Source organism: Citrobacter sp. Cc139 (assembly GCF_030334645.1).
GTDB classification, from domain to species: domain Bacteria; phylum Pseudomonadota; class Gammaproteobacteria; order Enterobacterales; family Enterobacteriaceae; genus Citrobacter; species Citrobacter werkmanii.
Genome location: NZ_JAOWDM010000069.1, coordinates 259884 through 279021, shown reverse-complemented (window position 1 = coordinate 279021; position 19138 = coordinate 259884). Strand labels below are relative to the sequence as shown.

19 protein-coding genes are annotated in these 19138 nt (G+C 54.1%); 7 read left to right on the top strand and 12 right to left on the bottom strand.

Features of this window, described 5'->3' with window-relative positions; all coding sequences use genetic code 11:
- Positions 1 to 67 precede the first annotated feature (67 nt).
- Positions 68 to 1105, top strand: coding sequence for a glycosyltransferase (locus OGV69_RS05970; RefSeq protein ID WP_174331378.1), 1038 nt, complete (start codon positions 68 to 70; stop codon positions 1103 to 1105).
- Here the strand turns inward: OGV69_RS05970 and OGV69_RS05965 are convergent, their stop codons facing one another.
- From OGV69_RS05965 to gpmM, 3 genes are read right to left on the bottom strand one after another with little or no spacing between them, the layout of a single operon-like run.
- Entirely contained in the window at positions 1106 to 2029 is a 924-nt protein-coding gene (locus tag OGV69_RS05965) for a divergent polysaccharide deacetylase family protein (protein ID WP_069323716.1), read from the bottom strand.
- Positions 2030 to 2032: 3 nt separating this feature from the next.
- Entirely contained in the window at positions 2033 to 3292 is a 1260-nt protein-coding gene (gene envC, locus OGV69_RS05960; RefSeq protein WP_233638112.1) for a murein hydrolase activator EnvC, read from the bottom strand.
- A gap of 33 nt (positions 3293 to 3325) precedes the next feature.
- A complete protein-coding gene (gene gpmM, locus OGV69_RS05955; RefSeq protein WP_069323718.1) occupies positions 3326 to 4870 on the bottom strand; it encodes a 2,3-bisphosphoglycerate-independent phosphoglycerate mutase in 1545 nt (514 codons plus the stop codon).
- Positions 4871 to 5118: 248 nt separating this feature from the next.
- Between gpmM and OGV69_RS05950 the strand changes: the two genes are divergently transcribed.
- The 5 genes from OGV69_RS05950 to cysE all read left to right on the top strand — a co-directional run bounded on the left by OGV69_RS05950 (position 5119) and on the right by cysE (position 8286).
- Positions 5119 to 5550, top strand: a complete 432-nt coding sequence (locus OGV69_RS05950; RefSeq protein WP_003024148.1) for a rhodanese-like domain-containing protein — start codon at positions 5119 to 5121, stop codon at positions 5548 to 5550.
- A gap of 52 nt (positions 5551 to 5602) precedes the next feature.
- On the top strand, positions 5603 to 5854 hold the full coding sequence (gene grxC, locus OGV69_RS05945; RefSeq protein WP_003024152.1) for a glutaredoxin 3: 252 nt from the start codon (positions 5603 to 5605) through the stop codon (positions 5852 to 5854).
- 46 nt (positions 5855 to 5900) lie between these two features.
- Positions 5901 to 6368: a protein-export chaperone SecB gene (gene secB / locus OGV69_RS05940; protein ID WP_038635313.1), complete on the top strand. Its 468-nt coding sequence runs from the start codon at positions 5901 to 5903 to the stop codon at positions 6366 to 6368.
- Complete coding sequence (gpsA, locus tag OGV69_RS05935; RefSeq protein ID WP_069323719.1) at positions 6368 to 7387, top strand: NAD(P)H-dependent glycerol-3-phosphate dehydrogenase; 1020 nt, start codon at positions 6368 to 6370, stop codon at positions 7385 to 7387. Before secB ends, gpsA begins: the two co-directional genes overlap by 1 nt.
- A 77-nt stretch (positions 7388 to 7464) precedes the next feature.
- Positions 7465 to 8286, top strand: coding sequence for a serine O-acetyltransferase (gene cysE / locus OGV69_RS05930; RefSeq protein WP_016154965.1), 822 nt, complete (start codon positions 7465 to 7467; stop codon positions 8284 to 8286).
- An 88-nt stretch (positions 8287 to 8374) separates the two neighbouring features.
- Here the strand turns inward: cysE and trmL are convergent, their stop codons facing one another.
- From trmL to OGV69_RS05900, 6 genes are all read right to left on the bottom strand, one after another.
- Positions 8375 to 8848 (bottom strand): tRNA (uridine(34)/cytosine(34)/5-carboxymethylaminomethyluridine(34)-2'-O)-methyltransferase TrmL, encoded by a 474-nt coding sequence (trmL, locus tag OGV69_RS05925; protein ID WP_003827329.1) that lies wholly within the window; start codon positions 8846 to 8848, stop codon positions 8375 to 8377.
- 46 nt (positions 8849 to 8894) lie between these two features.
- Positions 8895 to 10235: an MFS transporter gene (locus OGV69_RS05920; RefSeq protein ID WP_038635303.1), complete on the bottom strand. Its 1341-nt coding sequence runs from the start codon at positions 10233 to 10235 to the stop codon at positions 8895 to 8897.
- Positions 10236 to 10556: 321 nt separating this feature from the next.
- A complete protein-coding gene (gene lldD / locus OGV69_RS05915) occupies positions 10557 to 11747 on the bottom strand; it encodes an FMN-dependent L-lactate dehydrogenase LldD (RefSeq protein WP_038635300.1) in 1191 nt (396 codons plus the stop codon).
- Positions 11744 to 12520: a transcriptional regulator LldR gene (lldR, locus tag OGV69_RS05910; RefSeq protein ID WP_006687599.1), complete on the bottom strand. Its 777-nt coding sequence runs from the start codon at positions 12518 to 12520 to the stop codon at positions 11744 to 11746. The genes lldD and lldR overlap by 4 nt, the downstream gene beginning before the upstream one ends.
- Positions 12517 to 14172, bottom strand: coding sequence for an L-lactate permease (gene lldP, locus OGV69_RS05905; protein ID WP_038635296.1), 1656 nt, complete (start codon positions 14170 to 14172; stop codon positions 12517 to 12519). Before lldP ends, lldR begins: the two co-directional genes overlap by 4 nt.
- A 260-nt stretch (positions 14173 to 14432) precedes the next feature.
- Positions 14433 to 14795 carry a YibL family ribosome-associated protein gene (locus tag OGV69_RS05900; protein WP_038635293.1) on the bottom strand — a complete coding sequence of 121 codons (363 nt, stop codon included), beginning with the start codon at positions 14793 to 14795 and terminating at the stop codon, positions 14433 to 14435.
- Positions 14796 to 15088: 293 nt separating this feature from the next.
- Here OGV69_RS05900 and OGV69_RS05895 point away from each other — a divergent pair, with 293 nt between their 5' ends.
- The gene (locus OGV69_RS05895) at positions 15089 to 15295 is read left to right on the top strand and encodes a hypothetical protein (RefSeq protein ID WP_003827334.1); all 207 of its coding nucleotides are present in this window, start codon (positions 15089 to 15091) and stop codon (positions 15293 to 15295) included.
- 12 nt (positions 15296 to 15307) lie between these two features.
- Here the strand turns inward: OGV69_RS05895 and mtlR are convergent, their stop codons facing one another.
- The 3 genes from mtlR to mtlA form a co-directional block, all read right to left on the bottom strand.
- Positions 15308 to 15898: a mannitol operon repressor MtlR gene (mtlR, locus tag OGV69_RS05890; RefSeq protein ID WP_005120486.1), complete on the bottom strand. Its 591-nt coding sequence runs from the start codon at positions 15896 to 15898 to the stop codon at positions 15308 to 15310.
- Positions 15895 to 17043 carry a mannitol-1-phosphate 5-dehydrogenase gene (gene mtlD, locus OGV69_RS05885; RefSeq protein ID WP_069323720.1) on the bottom strand — a complete coding sequence of 383 codons (1149 nt, stop codon included), beginning with the start codon at positions 17041 to 17043 and terminating at the stop codon, positions 15895 to 15897. Before mtlD ends, mtlR begins: the two co-directional genes overlap by 4 nt.
- A 138-nt stretch (positions 17044 to 17181) precedes the next feature.
- Positions 17182 to 19095, bottom strand: coding sequence for a PTS mannitol transporter subunit IICBA (mtlA, locus tag OGV69_RS05880; protein ID WP_069323721.1), 1914 nt, complete (start codon positions 19093 to 19095; stop codon positions 17182 to 17184).
- Positions 19096 to 19138: the final 43 nt, after the last annotated feature.

Here is a 19138-nt window from a genome sequence, read left to right as displayed (position 1 = left end):
TCTCTGAAGAATTACCGCTAAATATGTTAGAAATTGCCGTTAATTATACTGTTTGGCAGGATTTGATATGACCTATACCCCCGGCCTATTGAGCGTCATTATGCCGCTTTACAATACGGGTGAACCATTCATTGCGTGTATGGATTCGCTGATTGCGCAAACGTGGAAAAATCTGGAGATCATCATTGTTAATGATGGCTCTACGGATAACTCTGCGCAGCTCGCACAGGCGTATGCGGATCGTTATCCGCACGTTCATCTACTGCACCAGCAGAACGGGGGAGTCTCAGCGGCGCGTAATACCGGTATGGAAGTCGCCAGGGGCGAGTACATCGCTTATGTTGACGGTGATGATATTGCTTATCCGGAAATGTATGAAACGTTGATGAAGATGGCGCTGCAGGACAATCTGGATGTGGCGCAGTGCAATGCCGATTGGTGTATTGCGGAGACGGGGCATACATGGGCATCCATTCCTACCGATCGTATACGTTCTACTGACGTGATGACCGGACCGGATTGGTTAAGAAAAGCGTTAGCCAGTCGCCGCTGGCGGCACGTTGTTTGGATGGGCGTATACCGTCATCAGACGATCCGCGATGCAGGGCTGACCTTCCTGTCTGGCCTGCACCACCAGGATATCATCTGGACCACGGAGTTTATGTTTAATGCGAAACGCGCACGCTATACGGAAGTCCCATTGTACAAATACTTCCTGCACGGCGCGTCCGTGAGTCGTCTGCCGCGTACCGGGCTGAAGAACCTCGCCTATCAGCGTCACTACATCAAGATTACCCGCCTGCTCGACAAAATGAATCATGAGTACGCCGGGCGCATTCCCATTTACCCGGAATTCAAACAGCAGGTGATTTACGAAGCGCTACGCGTTTGTCATTGCATACGTAAAGAGCCGGACGAAAAAATCCGCCAGCGTATGATTGCTGAAGTATTTGTGTCGGGTATGTTCAAACGGATGGTGAGTAATATCTGCAGCGTTAAGCTGGGTTATCAGGTGCTGCTGTGGGCCATCCGTTTTAGCCAGTGGCGCGATAAATCACTGACGCCGCGCCGCCTGGCCCATTTAACGTTGGATCTTAACGACTGATTATTGCCAGCCCTGCCACTGCAGGCGCATATATTGCACCAGCGTGCTTTGGGCGATGCTTTCACCGAGTACGGTGAAGTATCGACTGGCGTAAATGGGTTCTAACGGCTGTTTCGGTTTGCACAATTTCACACCGCGGAAAGGATTACGCGGTGCGCCGTTATTCGGTTGCGTGAGGTTAGGTCTGGAGGTATCGACCTGCGGTTCATTGAGCAGGCTGCTCGGACGAACCAGCGTAATATCGGCTGGCAGATTATAAAGCATCTGCTGTAATACTCGCACCGTGGAAGGATGAGGGTGTCCAATGGCGATCGCTGAGCCGTTGCGGCGCGCAAGATCGACGGCGCGAGTAAACTGACGACGAATGTCAGCTTCATTTTGCGTGTCATCCAGGAAGACTTTGCGTTTGATGACCTTCACACCGGTTCCTGACGCTGCGCGCATGGCCTGGCTGTTGCCGATGGTCATGCTGTCCAGAAAGTAGAGATCGTAACGTTCCAGCGCCTGCATCACCTTCTGCATGCCAAACAGGCTGGAAGTCATCGCACTGCCCATATGGTTGTTCAGCCCCACGGCATTCGGCACTTTGCTTACCGCGTCGCGAATAATGCGTTCAATCTCTTCGCTGCTCATTTCCGGGCGCAAAGTATCTTTCTCTAACGGTTGTTTGCTCAGCGGCGCCATCGGCAGATGGATTAACACCTCATGTCCACTGTTATGCGCTTTAATCGCCATTTCACGCGCATGTGGAGCATTGGGTAAAACGGCAACGGAGATGGTGGAAGGCATCGCCAGTACCTGATTTTCAGTTTGTGGACGATAGCCGAAATCATCAATAACGATGGCGAGTTTGCCAGCAAAAACAGGTGTTACGAAGGCCAGCACGCTGGCAAGAGAGAGTAATAGACGACGAAATTGAGGCAAAACTTATCTTCCCAACCACGGCTGTGGATTGACCGCCTGACCCTGGCGACGAATTTCGAAATAGAGTGCCGGCCTGCCCTGACCGCCGCTGCTACCCACAAGCGCAATAGGCTGCCCGGCGCGAACCTGCGTACCGACGCTGACCAACGCGCTCTGGTTATAACCGTACAGGCTCATATCGCCTTTACCGTGCTCAACCACGACGACCAGACCATAGCCCTGCAACCAGTCCGCCAGAATGACGCGACCATCGGCAATGGCTTTAACTTCGGTGCCTTCGGATGCGCCAATAACCATACCCTTCCAACGTAGCTCACCTTGCAGTTGTTCGCCATAACGATGCAGCGTTGGGCCGCGAACAGGCCAGAATGCCTGGCCGCGCGGCGATCCCAGGCCGCCGGTACGGGACATCAGGGATTTTTCACTTTCGGTCGGCTTGTAGGTCGAGCCTTTTCGTGACGCATCCTTCTGCTTATCACGTACGGCCTGCGCCTCGCGCGCTTCACGTTCCGCGCGCGCTTTGGCCGCGGCTTCAGCGCGAGCAATGCTGTTGCGTAGACGGGATTCGTTAGCGCGCATTTCGCCCAGTTGCTGCTGGCCCTGTTGAATCGATGACTCCAGACCCGACAGTGTTTTCTGACGTTCGTTACGCGCCTGCTCCAGCTTAGCCTGCTGAGCGCGTTGTTCGTACAGCAGGGTCTGCTGTTCGCTCTGCTTATCTTCCAGCTCGGCTTTTTGTGAGTCGACCTCTTCGCGGGTTTGTTTCAGCTGCGCGATAGTTTCTTGCCGCGCCTGGTTCAGGTAGCCGAAATAGGCCTGCAGACGCTGTCCGCGCTGGCTTTCTTCGCCGCTAAGGATGAGCTGAAGACCGGTGTGTTCACCCTGGCGAAACGCGGCGTCTAACTGGGCTGCCAGGCTGCGCTCTTGCGCTGCCCGCTGTTTTTCCAGCTTCGCGAGCGCGGCGTTCATCTCAGCGATTTGTGCGTTCAGCTGTGCCAGTGAGTTTTGCGTTTCGCGCAGTTGCCTTGCGGCGACGGCGATGGCCTGCTCCTGAGCTTTAAGCTGAGCGAGGAGAGTGGAACGTTGTTGTTGCTGTTGGCGTACCGCGCGTTCTTTTGCCGCGATATCGGCCTGAATAGATTTGAGCTGATCGCGTTCGTCCGCGTGGGCGGAAAAGGCGCACAGCAATACGCCAGCGCTAAGCGCGCTGGCGTAGAACAAGGGCCTGACTGAAAACTTTGGCAGTTTCACGGCCCGAGTGATGGTATTAATCGCCTTTCCCCTCATGGAGAGGGATTATTCCACGATGAACAGCGGCTTACCAGTCATCTCTTGCGGGATTTCCATACCCATCAGCGTCAGCATCGTTGGGGCGATATCTGAAAGTTTACCGCCTTCGACCGCTTTAACGTTTTTACCACCGACATAAATCAGCGGAACCGGCAGGTTGGTATGCGCGGTATGCGCCTGACCAGTAGACGGATCGCGCATTTGCTCTGCGTTACCGTGGTCTGCGGTGATCAGCAACTGTCCGCCAACGGATTCAACGGCTTTCGCTACCTGCTCAACGCAATGGTCCAGCGCTTCAACCGCTTTAACCGCTGCTTCCATCACGCCGGTGTGGCCAACCATGTCGCCGTTCGGATAGTTACAAATGATGGTGTCGTATTTACCGCTCTCAATCGCTGCAACCAGCTTCTCGGTCAGTTCAGCAGAGCTCATTTCCGGCTGCAGATCGTAGGTCGCGACTTTCGGCGAGTTGATCAGGATACGGTCTTCGCCTGTGAACGGCTCTTCTACGCCGCCGTTGAAGAAGAAGGTTACGTGCGCATATTTTTCGGTTTCGGAAATACGCAGCTGCGTTTTTTCGTTCTTCGCCATCCACTCGCCGAAGGTGTTGGCCAGAGATGCTGGTGGGTAAGCCACCGCAGTTTTGATGTCGGCCGCGTATTCCGTCAGCATCACAAAGTTGAGGTTAACGACTTTCTTACGGGCGAAGCCATCGAAGTCAGCGTTAACGAATGCGCGAGTGATTTCACGCGCACGGTCAGCACGGAAGTTCATGAAAATCAGCGTATCGCCGTCTTCCATAGCAGCTTCTGCCTGACCTTCGGCACGGATCACGGTCGCTTTGACGAATTCGTCGTTCTCGTCGCGGGCATAAGCAGCCTGCAGGCCTTCAACCGCCGTAGCGAACTGGAACTCGCCCTTCGCCAGCGTCATCAGATCGTAAGCCTGTTCTACGCGATCCCAACGGTTGTCGCGGTCCATAGCGTAGTAACGACCGATGATGGAGGCTACGCGACCTTTGCCCAGCGCGGCAAATTTCTCTTCGAATTTCTGCAGGGAATGTTCAGCGCTGCGCGGCGGGGTATCACGACCATCAAGGAAAGCGTGCAGATAGATTTTTTCCGCACCGCGTTCAGCGGCCAGTTCTACCATCGCCATGATGTGATCTTCGTGGCTATGAACGCCGCCAGCAGAAAGCAGACCCATGATGTGTACCGCTTTTCCGGCATTTTTTGCCTGGTCGACCGCGTGGGTCAGCACCGGGTTAGCGAAGAACGTACGCTCTTTGATTTCGACATCCAGACGGGTAAGGTCCTGATACACGATACGGCCCGCGCCCAGGTTGACGTGACCCACTTCGGAGTTGCCCATCTGGCGATCGGGCAGGCCGACTTCCAGACCAGACGCATCAATCAGGGTATGCGGACGTTTTGCCCACAGCGCATCCATTACCGGGGTTTTAGCAGTAAAAATGGCGTTATCCTGGCTGTCTTCGCGATAGCCGTAGCCATCCAGAATCACCAGTACCATAGGTTTTTTAGAAACCGACATTGCGACAACCTCACACTCAATAGATAAAAAATAATTGCGTAATTTTACTACAGCTGAATCGATAAAGTCGCCCCCGAAGATCAAATAATGGGGGATCGCGTGCCAGGGGGAACACCGATTTACATTTTTTTTTCCGTAGCGCCCCGCAAAAATGCAATCCAATGCACGCTCTGGCTGTATTTGCGCCAACGCGCAGGTATACTCCTTTCCTGGTTTTTTTAATCACTAGTCGGGAGTTGTTACCCCCCATGCAAGAAATTATGCAATTTGTTAGTCGCCACCCTGTCTTGAGTATCGCCTGGATTGCGTTACTGGCGGCTGTATTATTTACCACGTTTAAGAGCCTGACCTCAAAAGTGAAGGTGATTACTCGCGGCGAAGCTACACGTCTCATCAATAAAGAAGACGCCGTTGTTGTGGATTTACGCCAGCGCGACGACTTCCGCAAAGGCCATATCGCAGGCTCCACTAACCTGCTGCCGAGCGAAATCAAAGCCAACAATTTTGGCGAGCTTGAAAAACACAAAAACAAACCTGTGATTGTGGTTGATGGTTCAGGCATGCAGTGCCAGGATTCAGCAACTGCGCTGATTAAAGCCGGTTTTGAGCAGGTATCCGTACTGAAAGACGGCGTAGCGGGCTGGAGTGGTGAGAATCTGCCACTGGTTCGCGGCAAGTAATTTACCCGTCTTCTTTCATGCCGCAGGGTAAAAAGAACACTGGAGATAAGTCATGGCCAATATTGAGATCTACACCAAAGCAACCTGCCCGTTTTGCCATCGTGCAAAAGCGCTGTTGAACAGCAAGGGTGTGAGTTTCCAGGAACTTCCGATTGACGGCGATGCCGTAAAGCGTGAAGAGATGATCAAACGCAGTGGCCGTACGACGGTTCCGCAGATTTTTATTGATGCACAGCACATTGGCGGTTGTGACGACTTGTATGCGTTGGATGCGCGTGGTGGACTGGATCCCCTGCTGCGATAAGGCGTACTGAAAGTATTTAAAGGACAACACTAAGGGTTTTCTAAACATGTCAGAACAAAATAACACTGAAATGGCTTTCCAGATCCAACGTATCTATACCAAGGATGTATCTTTCGAAGCGCCAAATGCACCGCATGTTTTCCAGAAAGATTGGCAGCCAGAGGTTAAACTTGATCTTGATACCGCATCTACCCAACTGGCAGATGACGTGTATGAAGTCGTGCTGCGTGTCACCGTAACAGCTGCTCTTGGCGAAGAAACGGCGTTCCTGTGTGAAGTTCAGCAGGGCGGTATTTTCTCCATCAGCGGTATCGAAGGGACTCAGATGGCGCATTGCCTCGGCGCATACTGCCCGAACATTCTGTTCCCGTATGCCCGCGAATGCATCACTAGCCTGGTTTCACGCGGTACGTTCCCGCAACTGAACCTTGCGCCGGTCAACTTTGATGCGCTGTTCATGAACTATTTACAGCAGCAGGCTGGCGAAGGTACTGAAGAACATCAGGATGCCTGATGAACCAAAGTAATGCTTCAATGACTGTGATTGGTGCCGGCTCGTACGGCACCGCTCTTGCCATTACCCTGGCAAGAAATGGCCATCAGGTTGTCCTGTGGGGCCATGATCCAAAACATATCGCGACCCTTGAGCACGATCGCTGCAACGTCGCGTTCCTCCCTGATGTGCCTTTTCCCGACACGCTGCACCTGGAAAGTGACTTAGCCACTGCGCTGGCCGCCAGCCGTAATATTCTGGTGGTGGTGCCGAGCCACGTCTTTGGCGAAGTGCTGCGTAACATCAAACCGTTGATGCGTCCTGATGCGCGTCTGGTCTGGGCGACAAAAGGTCTGGAAGCGGAAACAGGGCGTCTGTTGCAGGATGTGGCGCGTGAAGCGCTGGGGGATTCTATTCCGCTGGCGGTCATCTCCGGCCCGACGTTCGCCAAAGAGCTGGCGGCGGGTATGCCGACGGCGATTTCTCTGGCCTCGACGGACGACACCTTTGCTGACGATCTCCAGCAGTTGTTGCACTGCGGCAAAAGCTTCCGCGTTTATAGCAACCCGGATTTCATTGGCGTGCAGCTTGGCGGCGCGGTGAAAAACGTCATTGCGATTGGCGCGGGAATGTCCGACGGCATCGGTTTTGGCGCCAATGCGCGAACCGCATTGATCACCCGTGGACTGACCGAAATGTCGCGTCTTGGCGCGGCGCTGGGTGCCGATCCTGCCACCTTTATGGGGATGGCGGGTTTAGGCGATCTGGTGCTGACCTGTACCGACAACCAGTCGCGTAACCGTCGTTTTGGCATGATGCTTGGCCAGGGGATGGACGTGCAGGGCGCGCAGGACAAGATTGGTCAGGTGGTGGAAGGTTACCGTAATACGAAAGAAGTTCGTGAATTGGCGCACCGTTTTGGTGTTGAGATGCCAATAACCGAGGAAATTTATCAAGTATTGTATTGCGGAAAAAATGCGCGCGAGGCAGCATTAACGTTATTAGGCCGTGCACGCAAGGATGAGCTGAGCCGCCACTAGCTGTAAGGAACTGTTGAATATAGCGACCCGACCCGCGAAGAACGGGTCGGTCGTTTTGCTACCTTCTGGAGTACGCAATGCCGTGTGAAGAACTGGATATCGTCTGGAAAAACATTAAAGCGGAAGCCCGGGCACTGGCGGAATGTGAGCCTATGCTGGCCAGTTTTTACCACGCAACGCTGCTCAAGCATGAAAACCTCGGTAGCGCGCTGAGCTATATGCTGGCGAATAAGCTCGCGTCTCCAATCATGCCTGCCATTGCGATTCGCGAAGTTGTGGAAGAGGCCTACGCGGCCGATCCCGAAATGATTGCTTCGGCGGCTTGTGATATCCAGGCGGTACGCACGCGCGACCCGGCCGTCGACAAATATTCCACCCCACTTCTGTATCTGAAGGGCTTTCATGCGCTTCAGGCCTACCGCATCGGCCACTGGCTATGGCATCAGGGGCGTCAGGCGCTGGCAATCTTCCTGCAAAATCAGGTATCTGTTTCTTTCCAGGTAGATATTCATCCGGCGGCAAAAATTGGCCGTGGGATTATGCTCGATCACGCCACCGGTATTGTGGTGGGTGAAACCGCCGTGATTGAAAATGACGTCTCTATTTTGCAATCCGTTACGCTTGGCGGGACCGGTAAAGCGGGCGGCGATCGTCATCCAAAAATTCGTGAAGGGGTGATGATTGGCGCGGGCGCGAAAATTCTCGGCAACATTGAAGTCGGGCGCGGCGCGAAGATTGGCGCGGGTTCTGTCGTTTTACAACCCGTACCGCCACATACTACCGCCGCAGGCGTCCCGGCACGCATTGTCGGCAAGCCTGACAGCGATAAGCCGTCCATGGATATGGATCAGCATTTCAATGGGATACATCATACGTTCGAATACGGCGATGGCATCTGATTTCGAGCCATGCCCGGTGGCGCTGCGTTTACCGGGCCTACGTGGGATTTGTAGGCCGGATAAGGCGTCAGCCGCCATCCGACACAAATTAACTGCGTAATACCGCGCCGGGATATCCCAGCTGGCGCCAGGCTTCATACACCACCACCGACACCGCATTTGACAGGTTCATGCTACGACTGTCCGGCATCATCGGAATACGAATTTTTTGTTCGGCCGGCAGAGCGTCGAGGATACTGGCTGGCAGACCGCGTGTTTCCGGGCCAAACATAAGATAATCCCCATCCTGATAACTTACTGCGCTGTGCGCTGGCGTACCTTTGGTGGTCAGGGCAAACAGACGCTGCGGGTTTTCTGCGGCGACGAAGGCGGCGTAATCAGGGTGGCGCAGCACGGCGGTAAATTCATGGTAATCCAGGCCTGCGCGACGCAGGCGCTTGTCGTCCCAGGTAAAGCCCATTGGCTCAATAATATGCAGACGAAAGCCAGTATTGGCGCAAAGACGGATAATATTGCCGGTATTTGGCGGGATTTCTGGTTCGAATAAAACGATGTTAAGCATACTGCCCCCTTAATAACGGGGGGCAGAATAGCAGAAACAGCGGGTACTATGCGACGGTCAGCGCGCGCGGTTTATAGCGTTGCAGCTTGTAAATCGTCGCCGCAGCAGCCAGCAGCGCGGGAAGGCTAAGGAACATTAAGATACTATCCGCCTGCCATTGCAGGGAAAGCAACTGGGCGCTCATCATCGTTCCGGCCACGCCGCCGAATCGACCCACGCCCTGCATCCACGCGATACCCGTCGCGCGGCAGTGGGTAGGATAGAACGTTGCGGCCAGCGTCTGCAGCCCGGACTGTGCACCGTTCATGGTAATCCCCATCAGGAAAATCAGTGCGCCGAACAGGATGATATGGTTATGCTCAAACCCGAGGGCGAGGGCAAACAGCATCGTCAGAATAAAGCCGAGTGATACCACTTTATGTGCTTCCCAGCGATCCATTAACCAACCGGCCAGCAGGATCCCGGCCGTACCGCCGAAGGTAAACAGCGACGTTAACCAGGCCGATTCCGCCAGCGGATAGCCCATGCCCAACATCAGAGTGGGCATCCAGCTCAGCAGTACGTAATAGATAACCAGTCCCATAAAGTAGGTCATCCACAGCATCAGCGTGCCAGGCAGCCAGGGCATACTGAACAACTGCGCCACGCTGCCTTTTTTGACCGTAACCTTGTCTTCATCCAGATAAAACTGGGTAACTTGTTCCAGACTGCCTGACATAAATCGTTGGGCAATACGTTTCACCTGCGCAACGCTTTTGCCACGGTGCACCAAATACTTAACCGACTCCGGCAGGAACAGCACCAACAGCACGGTGAGCGTCAGTGGGGCGATTGCGCCAGCGAGCAGCACGCTGTGCCAGCCGTAGTTGGGGATCAGCCAGGACGAGATGACGCCACCGCCCGCGGCCCCTAATGGAAAGCCGCAATACATGGTGTTTATTGCCATCGAACGGCAGCGTTTGGGCGCAAATTCTGACACCAGGGTAATGGCATTGGGCATTGCTGCGCCGAGTCCAAGCCCGGTGAGGAAGCGCCAGAACGTTAACATATTCAGCGTCTGTGCATAGGCGGTGCCGAGACTGGCGAGGCCAAAGAACAGGCAGGAAAACACCAGTACGCGCTTACGGCCCATCCGATCGGAAATCGGTCCGGCTAATAATGCGCCAAATGAGAGACCCAATAATGCGGCGCTTAAAACAGGCCCGAGATCCTGCTTCTGGATGCCCCAGTCAGCAGAGAGCGTGGGCGCAATATAACCCATCGCCGCCGTATCGAAGCCGTCAATGGCTAACACCAGAAAGCCCAGGACAATAATCACCCAATGAAAGCGTGAAAAAGGACTGTCGTCTATCGCCTGCTGGATATTCACTTTACCGGAATAAGCCATGTCACCCTCGCCCGTTATGATGGTTGTTATCTACCCGTCATACTTCAAGCTGCATGTGCGTTGGCTTTCCTCGCTCACCCCAGTCACGTACTTATGTACGCTCCTGAGATTCGCTGCGTTGCCGCCTTCCTGCAGCTCGAATTATTTGGGTATCTGTATAAAATGCCCTTGTATTAGCTTGTATATACATTTGGCAGTTGGATAAAAAGTTGTCAAATATATTGGTTGTAAATGTTAACTGGTCGTTATTTCTTGCATAAAAAATGGCCGGACTGAGAACAGGCCGACCATGCAGAAAACGCGATTTTACGGGGGAGAGTGTTACGCAGCGCTACCCTGGGCCAGAGGCGCTAATGCAGCAGGCAGGTTCTTACCCAGCTCCTGTACCAGTGAATCGCGGCTGATTTCGCTAATCGATTTCGCACCGGTTAAGGTCATCGCCACCTTCATCTCTTTCTCGATCAGGTTCAACAGGTTTGCCACACCGGCCTGGCCGTGGGTTGCGAGTGCGTACAGATAAGCACGCCCCAGCAGCACGCTATCCGCGCCCAGCGCAATCATGCGCACAACGTCCAGACCGTTACGGATCCCGCTGTCTGCCAGAATAGTGATATCGCCTTTCACCGCATCGGCAATGGCGGGCAGCGCGCGAGCAGAAGACAGCACACCATCTAACTGGCGGCCACCATGGTTAGAAACAACAATGCCATCCGCGCCAAAACGGACGGCATCGCGGGCATCTTCCGGATCGAGGATCCCTTTGATCACCATCGGACCATCCCAGAATTCGCGGATCCACTCAAGGTCTTTCCACGAAATTGACGGATCGAAGTTATTCGCCAGCCAGCCAATGTAATCCTCAAGGCCGGTAGGTTTGCCAAGATAGGTTGAGATATTGCCTAAGTCATGTGGGCGACCATTCAGGCCCACGTCCCATGCCCACTGCGGATGGGTAACCGCTTGCCAGTAACGACGCAGCGCGGCATTGGGACCGCTCATACCGGAATGGGCGTCACGGTAGCGTGCGCCCGGCGTAGGCATATCGACGGTAAAGACCAACGTGGAGCAGCCCGCCGCTTTGGCGCGTTCCAGCGCGTTGCGCATAAAACCACGATCGCGCAGAACATATAACTGGAACCACATCGGACGCTTGATGGTCGGAGCGACTTCTTCAATTGGACATACGGAAACCGTGGAAAGCGTAAACGGAATGCCTTTGGCGTCAGCGGCAGCGGCGGCCTGCACCTCTCCCCGACGCGCATACATTCCGCACAGGCCGACAGGCGCGAGGGCCACGGGCATGGAGAGCGTTTCGTTGAACAGCTTTGTCTCGAGGCTCAGATCGGACATATTCTTCAGCACACGCTGGCGCAGCGCCACTTCCGACAGGTCTTCGACGTTACGGCGCAGAGTGCGCTCGGCATATGCGCCGCCGTCAATGTAGTGGAACAAGAACGGGGGCAAAATACGTTGGGCGGCGGCGCGATAGTCGCTGGCGGCTGAAATAATCATGTGTTGTTCTCCCTGCTATTCTCACCAGGGTCACCGGGCAGGCGGGTGATACGCGCCTGGCGGGCCTGATCTTCATCAAATTGTTTAATCGTGGTGTGGACAAAGCTGAGGTGCGCCATCATGGCCTTACGTGCGCCATCGGCATCACCGGCGACAATGGCGTCCAGCACGGCCTGATGTTGTTCTGTAAGCTGTGAAAATACGGGCGGCACAAGGTACATACGTTGGCGGCTCTGTTTAACCGAAGACTGCAATACGTCGAAGAAACCGCGCATGGTCTGTAACAGCACCACGTTATGCGAGGCTTCCGCAATGGCGAGATGAAAGCGCACGTCCGCTTGCGAAGCGAGATCCGGATCTTCGCTCTGCGTGGCCTCGAAACAGAGTCTGATCTTCTCTTTGTCGGCGCTGGTGGCCCGCATGGCTGCGTGCCAGGCGGTACTGGCTTCAATAGCGTGGCGGGCTTCCAGAATATCGAAGCTGTAATCAGGATCGTCCGCCATCAAGGATTTCAGCGGCTGAACGATGTTTTGTTCAGACCAGGCTTCATGCTGCCAGCGAACAAACGTCCCGCCGCCGCGACGGCTGATTAACACGCCTTCACTCACCAGCTTTGCTAACGCCTCGCGCAGCGAGTTGCGCGATACGCCGAGCTGTACAGCCAACTGGCGCTCAGCGGGCAACTTCATGCCCGCCTCCAGCTGTTGTTCTTCAATCAGCGCCCGCACACGAGAAGCGACTTCGTCGGACAGGCGTCTGGGCATCACAATCATGGAATCATCCAGGTTAAGACATAGGCCTGCAGGGTGGTAATCACTCCCACCATGCAGGTGAAAATCAGGCTATGTTTCACGGTAAAGCGGAACAGATCAGACTCTTTCCCCACTAATCCCACTGCCGCACAGGCGATAGCGATAGACTGTGGAGAGATCATCTTGCCGGTCACGCCGCCGGTGGTATTTGCCGCCACCATCAGCACATCCGAAACGCCGATTTGCTGAGCCGCCGTGGCCTGCAGGGCGGCAAACAGGGCGTTAGATGAGGTATCGGACCCGGTCAGAAATACCCCCAGCCAGCCGAGGAACGGCGAGAAGAAAGTAAACGCGCTGCCAGTGTGCGCCAGGGCCAACGCCAGGGTTGATGAAAGCCCCGAGTAGTTAGAGATAAATGCGAATGCCAGCACCATCCCGATGGAATAGATTGGTAGCGCCAGATCTTTCAGCGTGTTGCCAAAGGTCTGCAGCGCAGCGGACGGCTTCATCTTCAGCCAGACGATAGACAGCAGGGCGGCAAACAGAATCGCGGTACCGGTCGCGGAGAACCAGTCAAATTTGTACACTGCCGCGTAGGCTGTGGCTTCGTGTACGACCGGCGGCATGCGGGCTACCAGCTTGTCGAGGAACGGAACCGGAACATTCACTACCCAGTGGTACATTGCGCCACCCGGCGCAAACAGCGCTTTAAACGGTGGTATGCTCCACAGCGTGACGGTGGCTGTCAGGAACAGGAATGGGGACCAGGCGCGGATGATTTGCCCCGCAGTGTAGCGGGTGCGCGACAGGTCCATATCGACCTGCGAAGCGCCCATGTCGCCGAAGCGGAAGATACGTACCGGCTGCCAGCGTTTCAGGAACAGCGTCAGACATACCAGTGAGACCAGCGAAGAGATAATGTCCGGCAGTTCCGGCCCAATAAAGTTCGAGCTGAGGTATTGGGCGATAGCAAACGAGCCGCCAGCGACCATTACCGCAGGCCAGGTTTCTTTCACGCCGCGCCAGCCATCCATAATCGCCATAATCCAGAACAGCACGATAATCGTCAGGAACGGCAACTGACGACCGACCATCTGGCCAATCTCAAAGCTGTCCAGTCCGGTAACCTGGCCGGCAACCAGAATCGGAATGCCCATTGCGCCAAAGGCGACCGGCGCGGTATTCACGATCAGGCACAACCCCGCCGCATACAGCGGGTTAAAGCCAAGCCCCACCAGCAGCGCGGCGGTAATGGCGACCGGCGCGCCAAAGCCAGCTGCACCTTCAAGGAATGCCCCAAAGGAGAAACCAACGATCAGCATTTGCAGACGCTGGTCTGGGGTAATGGAGAGTATTGATGAACGGATGATGTCGAACTGCCCGGTTTTTACCGAGATTTTATAGACGAATACCGCTGCGATGATTATCCAGGCAATCGGCCACAGACCATAAAAGAAGCCGTACACCACCGAGGCCAGAGCGTGATCGACCGGCATTTTGTAGAACAGTAGGGCGACAGCCAGAGCAATCACCACCGTCCATGACGCCGCAACATAGCCTTTCAGCTTGAGCTTAATCAGGGCGAAGAAAAAGAACAGGATTGGGAGCGATGCGATCAGACTGGAAAGCCAGATGTTACCGGCTGGATCGTAGTTCTGTTGCCAGAGATTCATTGCAGGTCTCCTGGGGGCCTCAGACATAATGAAATGAGTCTTTGCTCATCTCTTCGTCACATTATGTGTAAAAGTGGCCCTGCCAATATTGTTGTGTAGGGGTAATGACAATGAATGGTTAATCAGATGTTATTTATTGGCAACGGTATTGTACGCTATTTTTAATGAAATGTGAGGTGATGGTAGGATCTGGTTATAATTGGTAGGGCCAATTGGCGGTGCGGGAAAGACCGGGCAAACGGATGTTGCCCGGCAGGAGATCAGAACTCGGTTTTTGCGAAGCCCGTCATCTCTTTCAGGCCCATTTCACGACCAAGTTCGGTCATCGGGTGGACGACAATCAGACCACGCACGCTTTTCTTCAGCTTGCCCATGTCGGCCTGTTCTTTTTTGGTAATGGCGCGGCGAAAGGGAAGTTTCGTTAGCTTGTGTGCTTCTTTGCTCAGCTTCTGGCCGTGTACTTCACGCAGGCGCGCGATCTCGGCTTCCAGGGTTTCTTTCTCTTTTTCCAGCTCGGCATATTTGTCAGCGGCTTCAACCAGCGACAGGTCAGCCTGCTGGTGGCGGATAGCGTCCAGGCGATCGCTCAGGCGTTTAATTTCGTTTTTTTCGACTTCTTTCATAGGATAGCTTCTGATAAAAAATAGAATGTATATCCTATAGTATGCGCGCAGAGCGGGATTCTTCACAACAAATCGAAGGTAAATAATCAAATGCCGCAAGTATTAATCAGCTAATGATAATATTACGCTTTTGATTAATAAGGAATTTTAAGCAATAAGATCGGCGATGGCGCTTTCTGTTGGCGGGTTGATAGCGAAGCACGTTTTCCTCAATATAATCGTCCAACCGATCCTAAACTTAAATGATCAACCGCGCAGGCTAAGCGTGGTTAATACATGGAGGAGGGAAGATTATGGCGAAAATAGGTGAGAATGTTTCGGTCCTTATTGATAAGACTGTTGATTTCATGGCCTCAAGCCAGGCTTTTCGCGAGTATCTGAATAAAACACCGCCGCGCAACGTTGTCCCTTCTGAAATACCGCAGGAGAATGCGCAGCTGTATCTGCAACGTCTGGCGTACTATCGACAGCTTTATCGACCGCAGCAGGAAGAGAAATAAGCCTGCATGGCCTTATTTTTGAAAGGCTTTTTTTAAGCTGATTTTAGAAATCAGCTCGGTCAGGGAAAGTACCATCGTGGAGCGTACCATTTGCTGGTAGCGCTGGATTTGCATGGCGTGCAAACCTGAGTCTGAGGTATCAAACTGTGGCGGCGGCGGGAGTGCCGTCACGCAGTGAAGCTCGCCAAACGGCCCAAGAATCTCGTCGTCGGTAAACGCATACTCATTGCCGTCGTGATTCAGCTCTTCCCGCAGCGCCATCAGAAGCTCCGCATCTTCATACTCCGGGCGGCTGAGTACGCCCAGACCGTAGATTAGCTTCAAACGAACCGAAAGATCGCCTAATGGACCGTCGCCGTCGAGCAACGGTTCTACGGCATATTTCACCGCATAGTCATCTTTGCGAAATACCTGAAGCACAAGGATATTCACCGCCTCGGTGAGCAGTTCTACGGCGGTGATGAGGAAGCTGCGTACGGTTTTGCCAGCATTCAGACGCTCAAGCACACGATTTTCAAAGGCCTGCGTTTGTTCCATTATTGCCTGCATATCTGACAATCTGTCATTCGGGCGCAGGCTGACCTGCGCCACATTCTCTATCATTTGGTCGCGTTATATGCGTTAACCGCCTCCGCCACCACATCACTGTTGGCATCCAGACCGGATACCTGCGCCAGCGCGGCCTGTGGACCTTTTTCGTCAATCAGCGCGGCCAGTTCCTGTGCCTGCGGATCTTCTTCACTGCGGTAATGCATTGCAGCAGCAATACCGGTAACCAGATTAACGTGCGGTAGACCATACTCCAGCGTGCCCAGCAGCGGTTTAATCAGACGGTCGCCTGCACTCAGTTTACGCAGCGGCTGACGTCCAACGCGCTCAACATCATCTTTCAGATACGGGTTTTCAAAACGACCGAGGATCTTCTGGATATAAGCCGCGTGTTTATCGGCATCAAAACCGTAGCGTTTGATCAGTACCGCGCCGCTCTCTTCCATTGCACCTTTTACCACTGTGCGGATTTTCTCGTCGAGAATCGCGTCACGGATGGTCTGATGACCGGTCAATTTTCCGAGGTACGCGGTTATAGCATGCCCGGTGTTCAGCGTGAAGAGTTTACGTTCGACAAATGCCATCAGGTTATCAGTTAATTCCATTCCCGGGATGTTTGGCAGCTCGCCTTTGAACTGCGTTTGGTCGACAATCCACTCGCTGAATGTTTCGACGGTAACTTCCAGCGGATCGTTGGTCGCAGAAGCAGATGGCGGCACGATGCGATCCACGGCGGAATCGACAAAGCCAACATGTTCTTCAACCCAGGCTTTGTCTTCATCTGCCAGCGCGTTCATGACGTGGCCTTTCAGCTGCGTGGTTCCGCGCACCATGTTTTCACAGGCGATGATATTCAGCGGGGTAGAGATGCCCTGCGCTTTGCGTTTTACCAGCCCTTTAGCGATGGCCGGAGCGATACGCTCAAGCACAACCGGACCTACGGCAGTAGTGATTAAATCAACGTGGGCAATCAGATCGACGACATCATCGCCGATGCTGCTGACGGCGTTGACGCCGGAAACGGTATCAACCTGCTCGTTTTCACCCACAACATGAACCTGATAGCTATGACGGGCATTCAGGGCATCGAGCACGACCTGGTTTACATCTGCAAACGTCAGCTGTATCCCCGCGTCCGCCAGCAGTTTGCCGATAAAGCCACGACCGATATTACCTGCGCCAAAATGTAATGCTTTCATAGTATTAACCTTCATTAATGTTTTTACCCAAGAGGGCTGGGGTGAGGGACCGCATAGCTTTCCCCTCAACCTAACCCTCTCCACAAGGGAGAGGATTTTGTAGGCCCGGTAAGCGTGAGCGCCACCGGGCAATAACGCTTACTTACGACCTGCCAGCAGTTCCAGAACTTCATCCACGCTGGTGGTATGGGCCAGACGTTCGATCACGGATTCATCATCCAGCGCGTTGGTCAGGCTGGTGATGACCTGGATGTGCTCATTGTTACGTGCGGCGATACCAATGACCAGACGGGCAATATCGTCTTCTTCTTCACCAAAGCGTACGCCTTCCGGGTACTGGCAGAACACCACGCCGGTTTTCAGCACGCGGTCTTTGGCTTCTACCGTACCGTGCGGTACTGCGATGGATTCACCGAGGTAAGTCGGCGTCAGTTTTTCGCGGTCCAGCATGGCATCGACGTATTCCGGCTCAACATAGCCGCCTTTCATCAGTTGTTCACCGGCAAAGCGAATCGCTTCTTCTTTGTTAGAGGCTTTCCGGCCAAGGAAGATATTTTCCGCACCCAGTTTGAACAGATGGGTATCACCCTCATCAAAGCTGTCTTTCAGGTGATCGCGGACTTTCTCTTCGTTCACGTTGTGGCGCTGTGCAGCGACCAGACGTTCGGTCAGGCTGGTATACAGACCGCTGTCGAGGAAGTTAGTCAGCGAGATGTGCTGTGCCTGAGGCACCTGACGCATCGCACGTTCAGTCAGGTCGCGGTGGGTAATGACCAGATCCACATCCGGCGGCAGATTGTTAATCGCGCTGTTGGTGACGGAAATCTGAGACAGACCGGCATCCTGCACTTTCTTACGCAGTACGCCTGCGCCCATGGCGCTGGAACCCATACCGGCATCGCAAGCCACGATGATTTTACGTACATGGCTCAGGTCGTTGGTCACGTCGCCAGCCGCCAGCGGAGATGCGCCTTTAGATTCCGCTTTCATGTCCTGCATACGACGGGTCGCCGCATCAATATCGTCTTCTTCTTTCACTTTGCTGGTTTTCAGCAGGATGGCTGAGACCACAAAGGAGACCGCCATGGCGGCACAGATAGCAGCGATGTTTGCGAAGTAAGCGCCTTTTGGCGTCATCGCCAGCACGGCCAGAATCGAGCCAGGAGAAGCCGGAGAAACCAGACCGCCGTTCAGAATGGTCAGGGTGAATACGCCAGTCATACCGCCAAGGATAACGGCCAGAATCAGACGTGGGTTCATCAGCACGTACGGGAAGTAAATTTCGTGGATACCGCCCAGGAAGTGGATGATAGCCGCGCCGCCTGCAGACTGCTTAGCGCTGCCGCGACCAAAGAACATGTACGCCAGCAGGACGCCCATACCCGGACCTGGGTTAGCTTCAATCAGGAAGAAGATGGATTTGCCCATCTCATGAGACTGCTGAATACCCAGCGGTGAGAAAATACCGTGGTTGATGGCGTTGTTGAGGAACAGGATTTTTGCCGGTTCAACGAAGATAGACGCCAGCGGCAGCATGTCATGGACAACCATGAAGTTAACGCCTGCCGCCAGAATTTTGGACAGACCTTCAACCAATGGACCAATGCCGAGGAAAGCCAGGATGGCGAGGATCATACCGATGATGCCTGCGGAGAAGTTATTCACCAGCATCTCAAAACCGGATTTGATCTTACCGTCTACCCAGTTATCGAATTTTTTGATGCAGTAGCCGCCCAGCGGGCCTGCGATCATGGAGCCAAGGAACATCGGCATATCCGCGCCGACGATAACGCCCATGGTGGTGATAGCACCAACCACGCCGCCACGCTCGCCGCCCACCAGCTTACCACCGGTATAACCGATCAGCAGCGGCAGCAGATAGGTGATCATCGGACCGACCAGCTTCGCCAGCGTTTCGTTCGGCAACCACCCTGTCGGAATGAATAATGCGGTGATAATACCCCACGCGATAAACGCGCCGATATTTGGCATCACCATATTGCTGAGGAATCGACCAAAGCTTTGCACCTTGATCTTAATATCGGATGACATAAAAACACCCCTTCTTATGTTTGCTATCGCGCAGGCTGAAAGC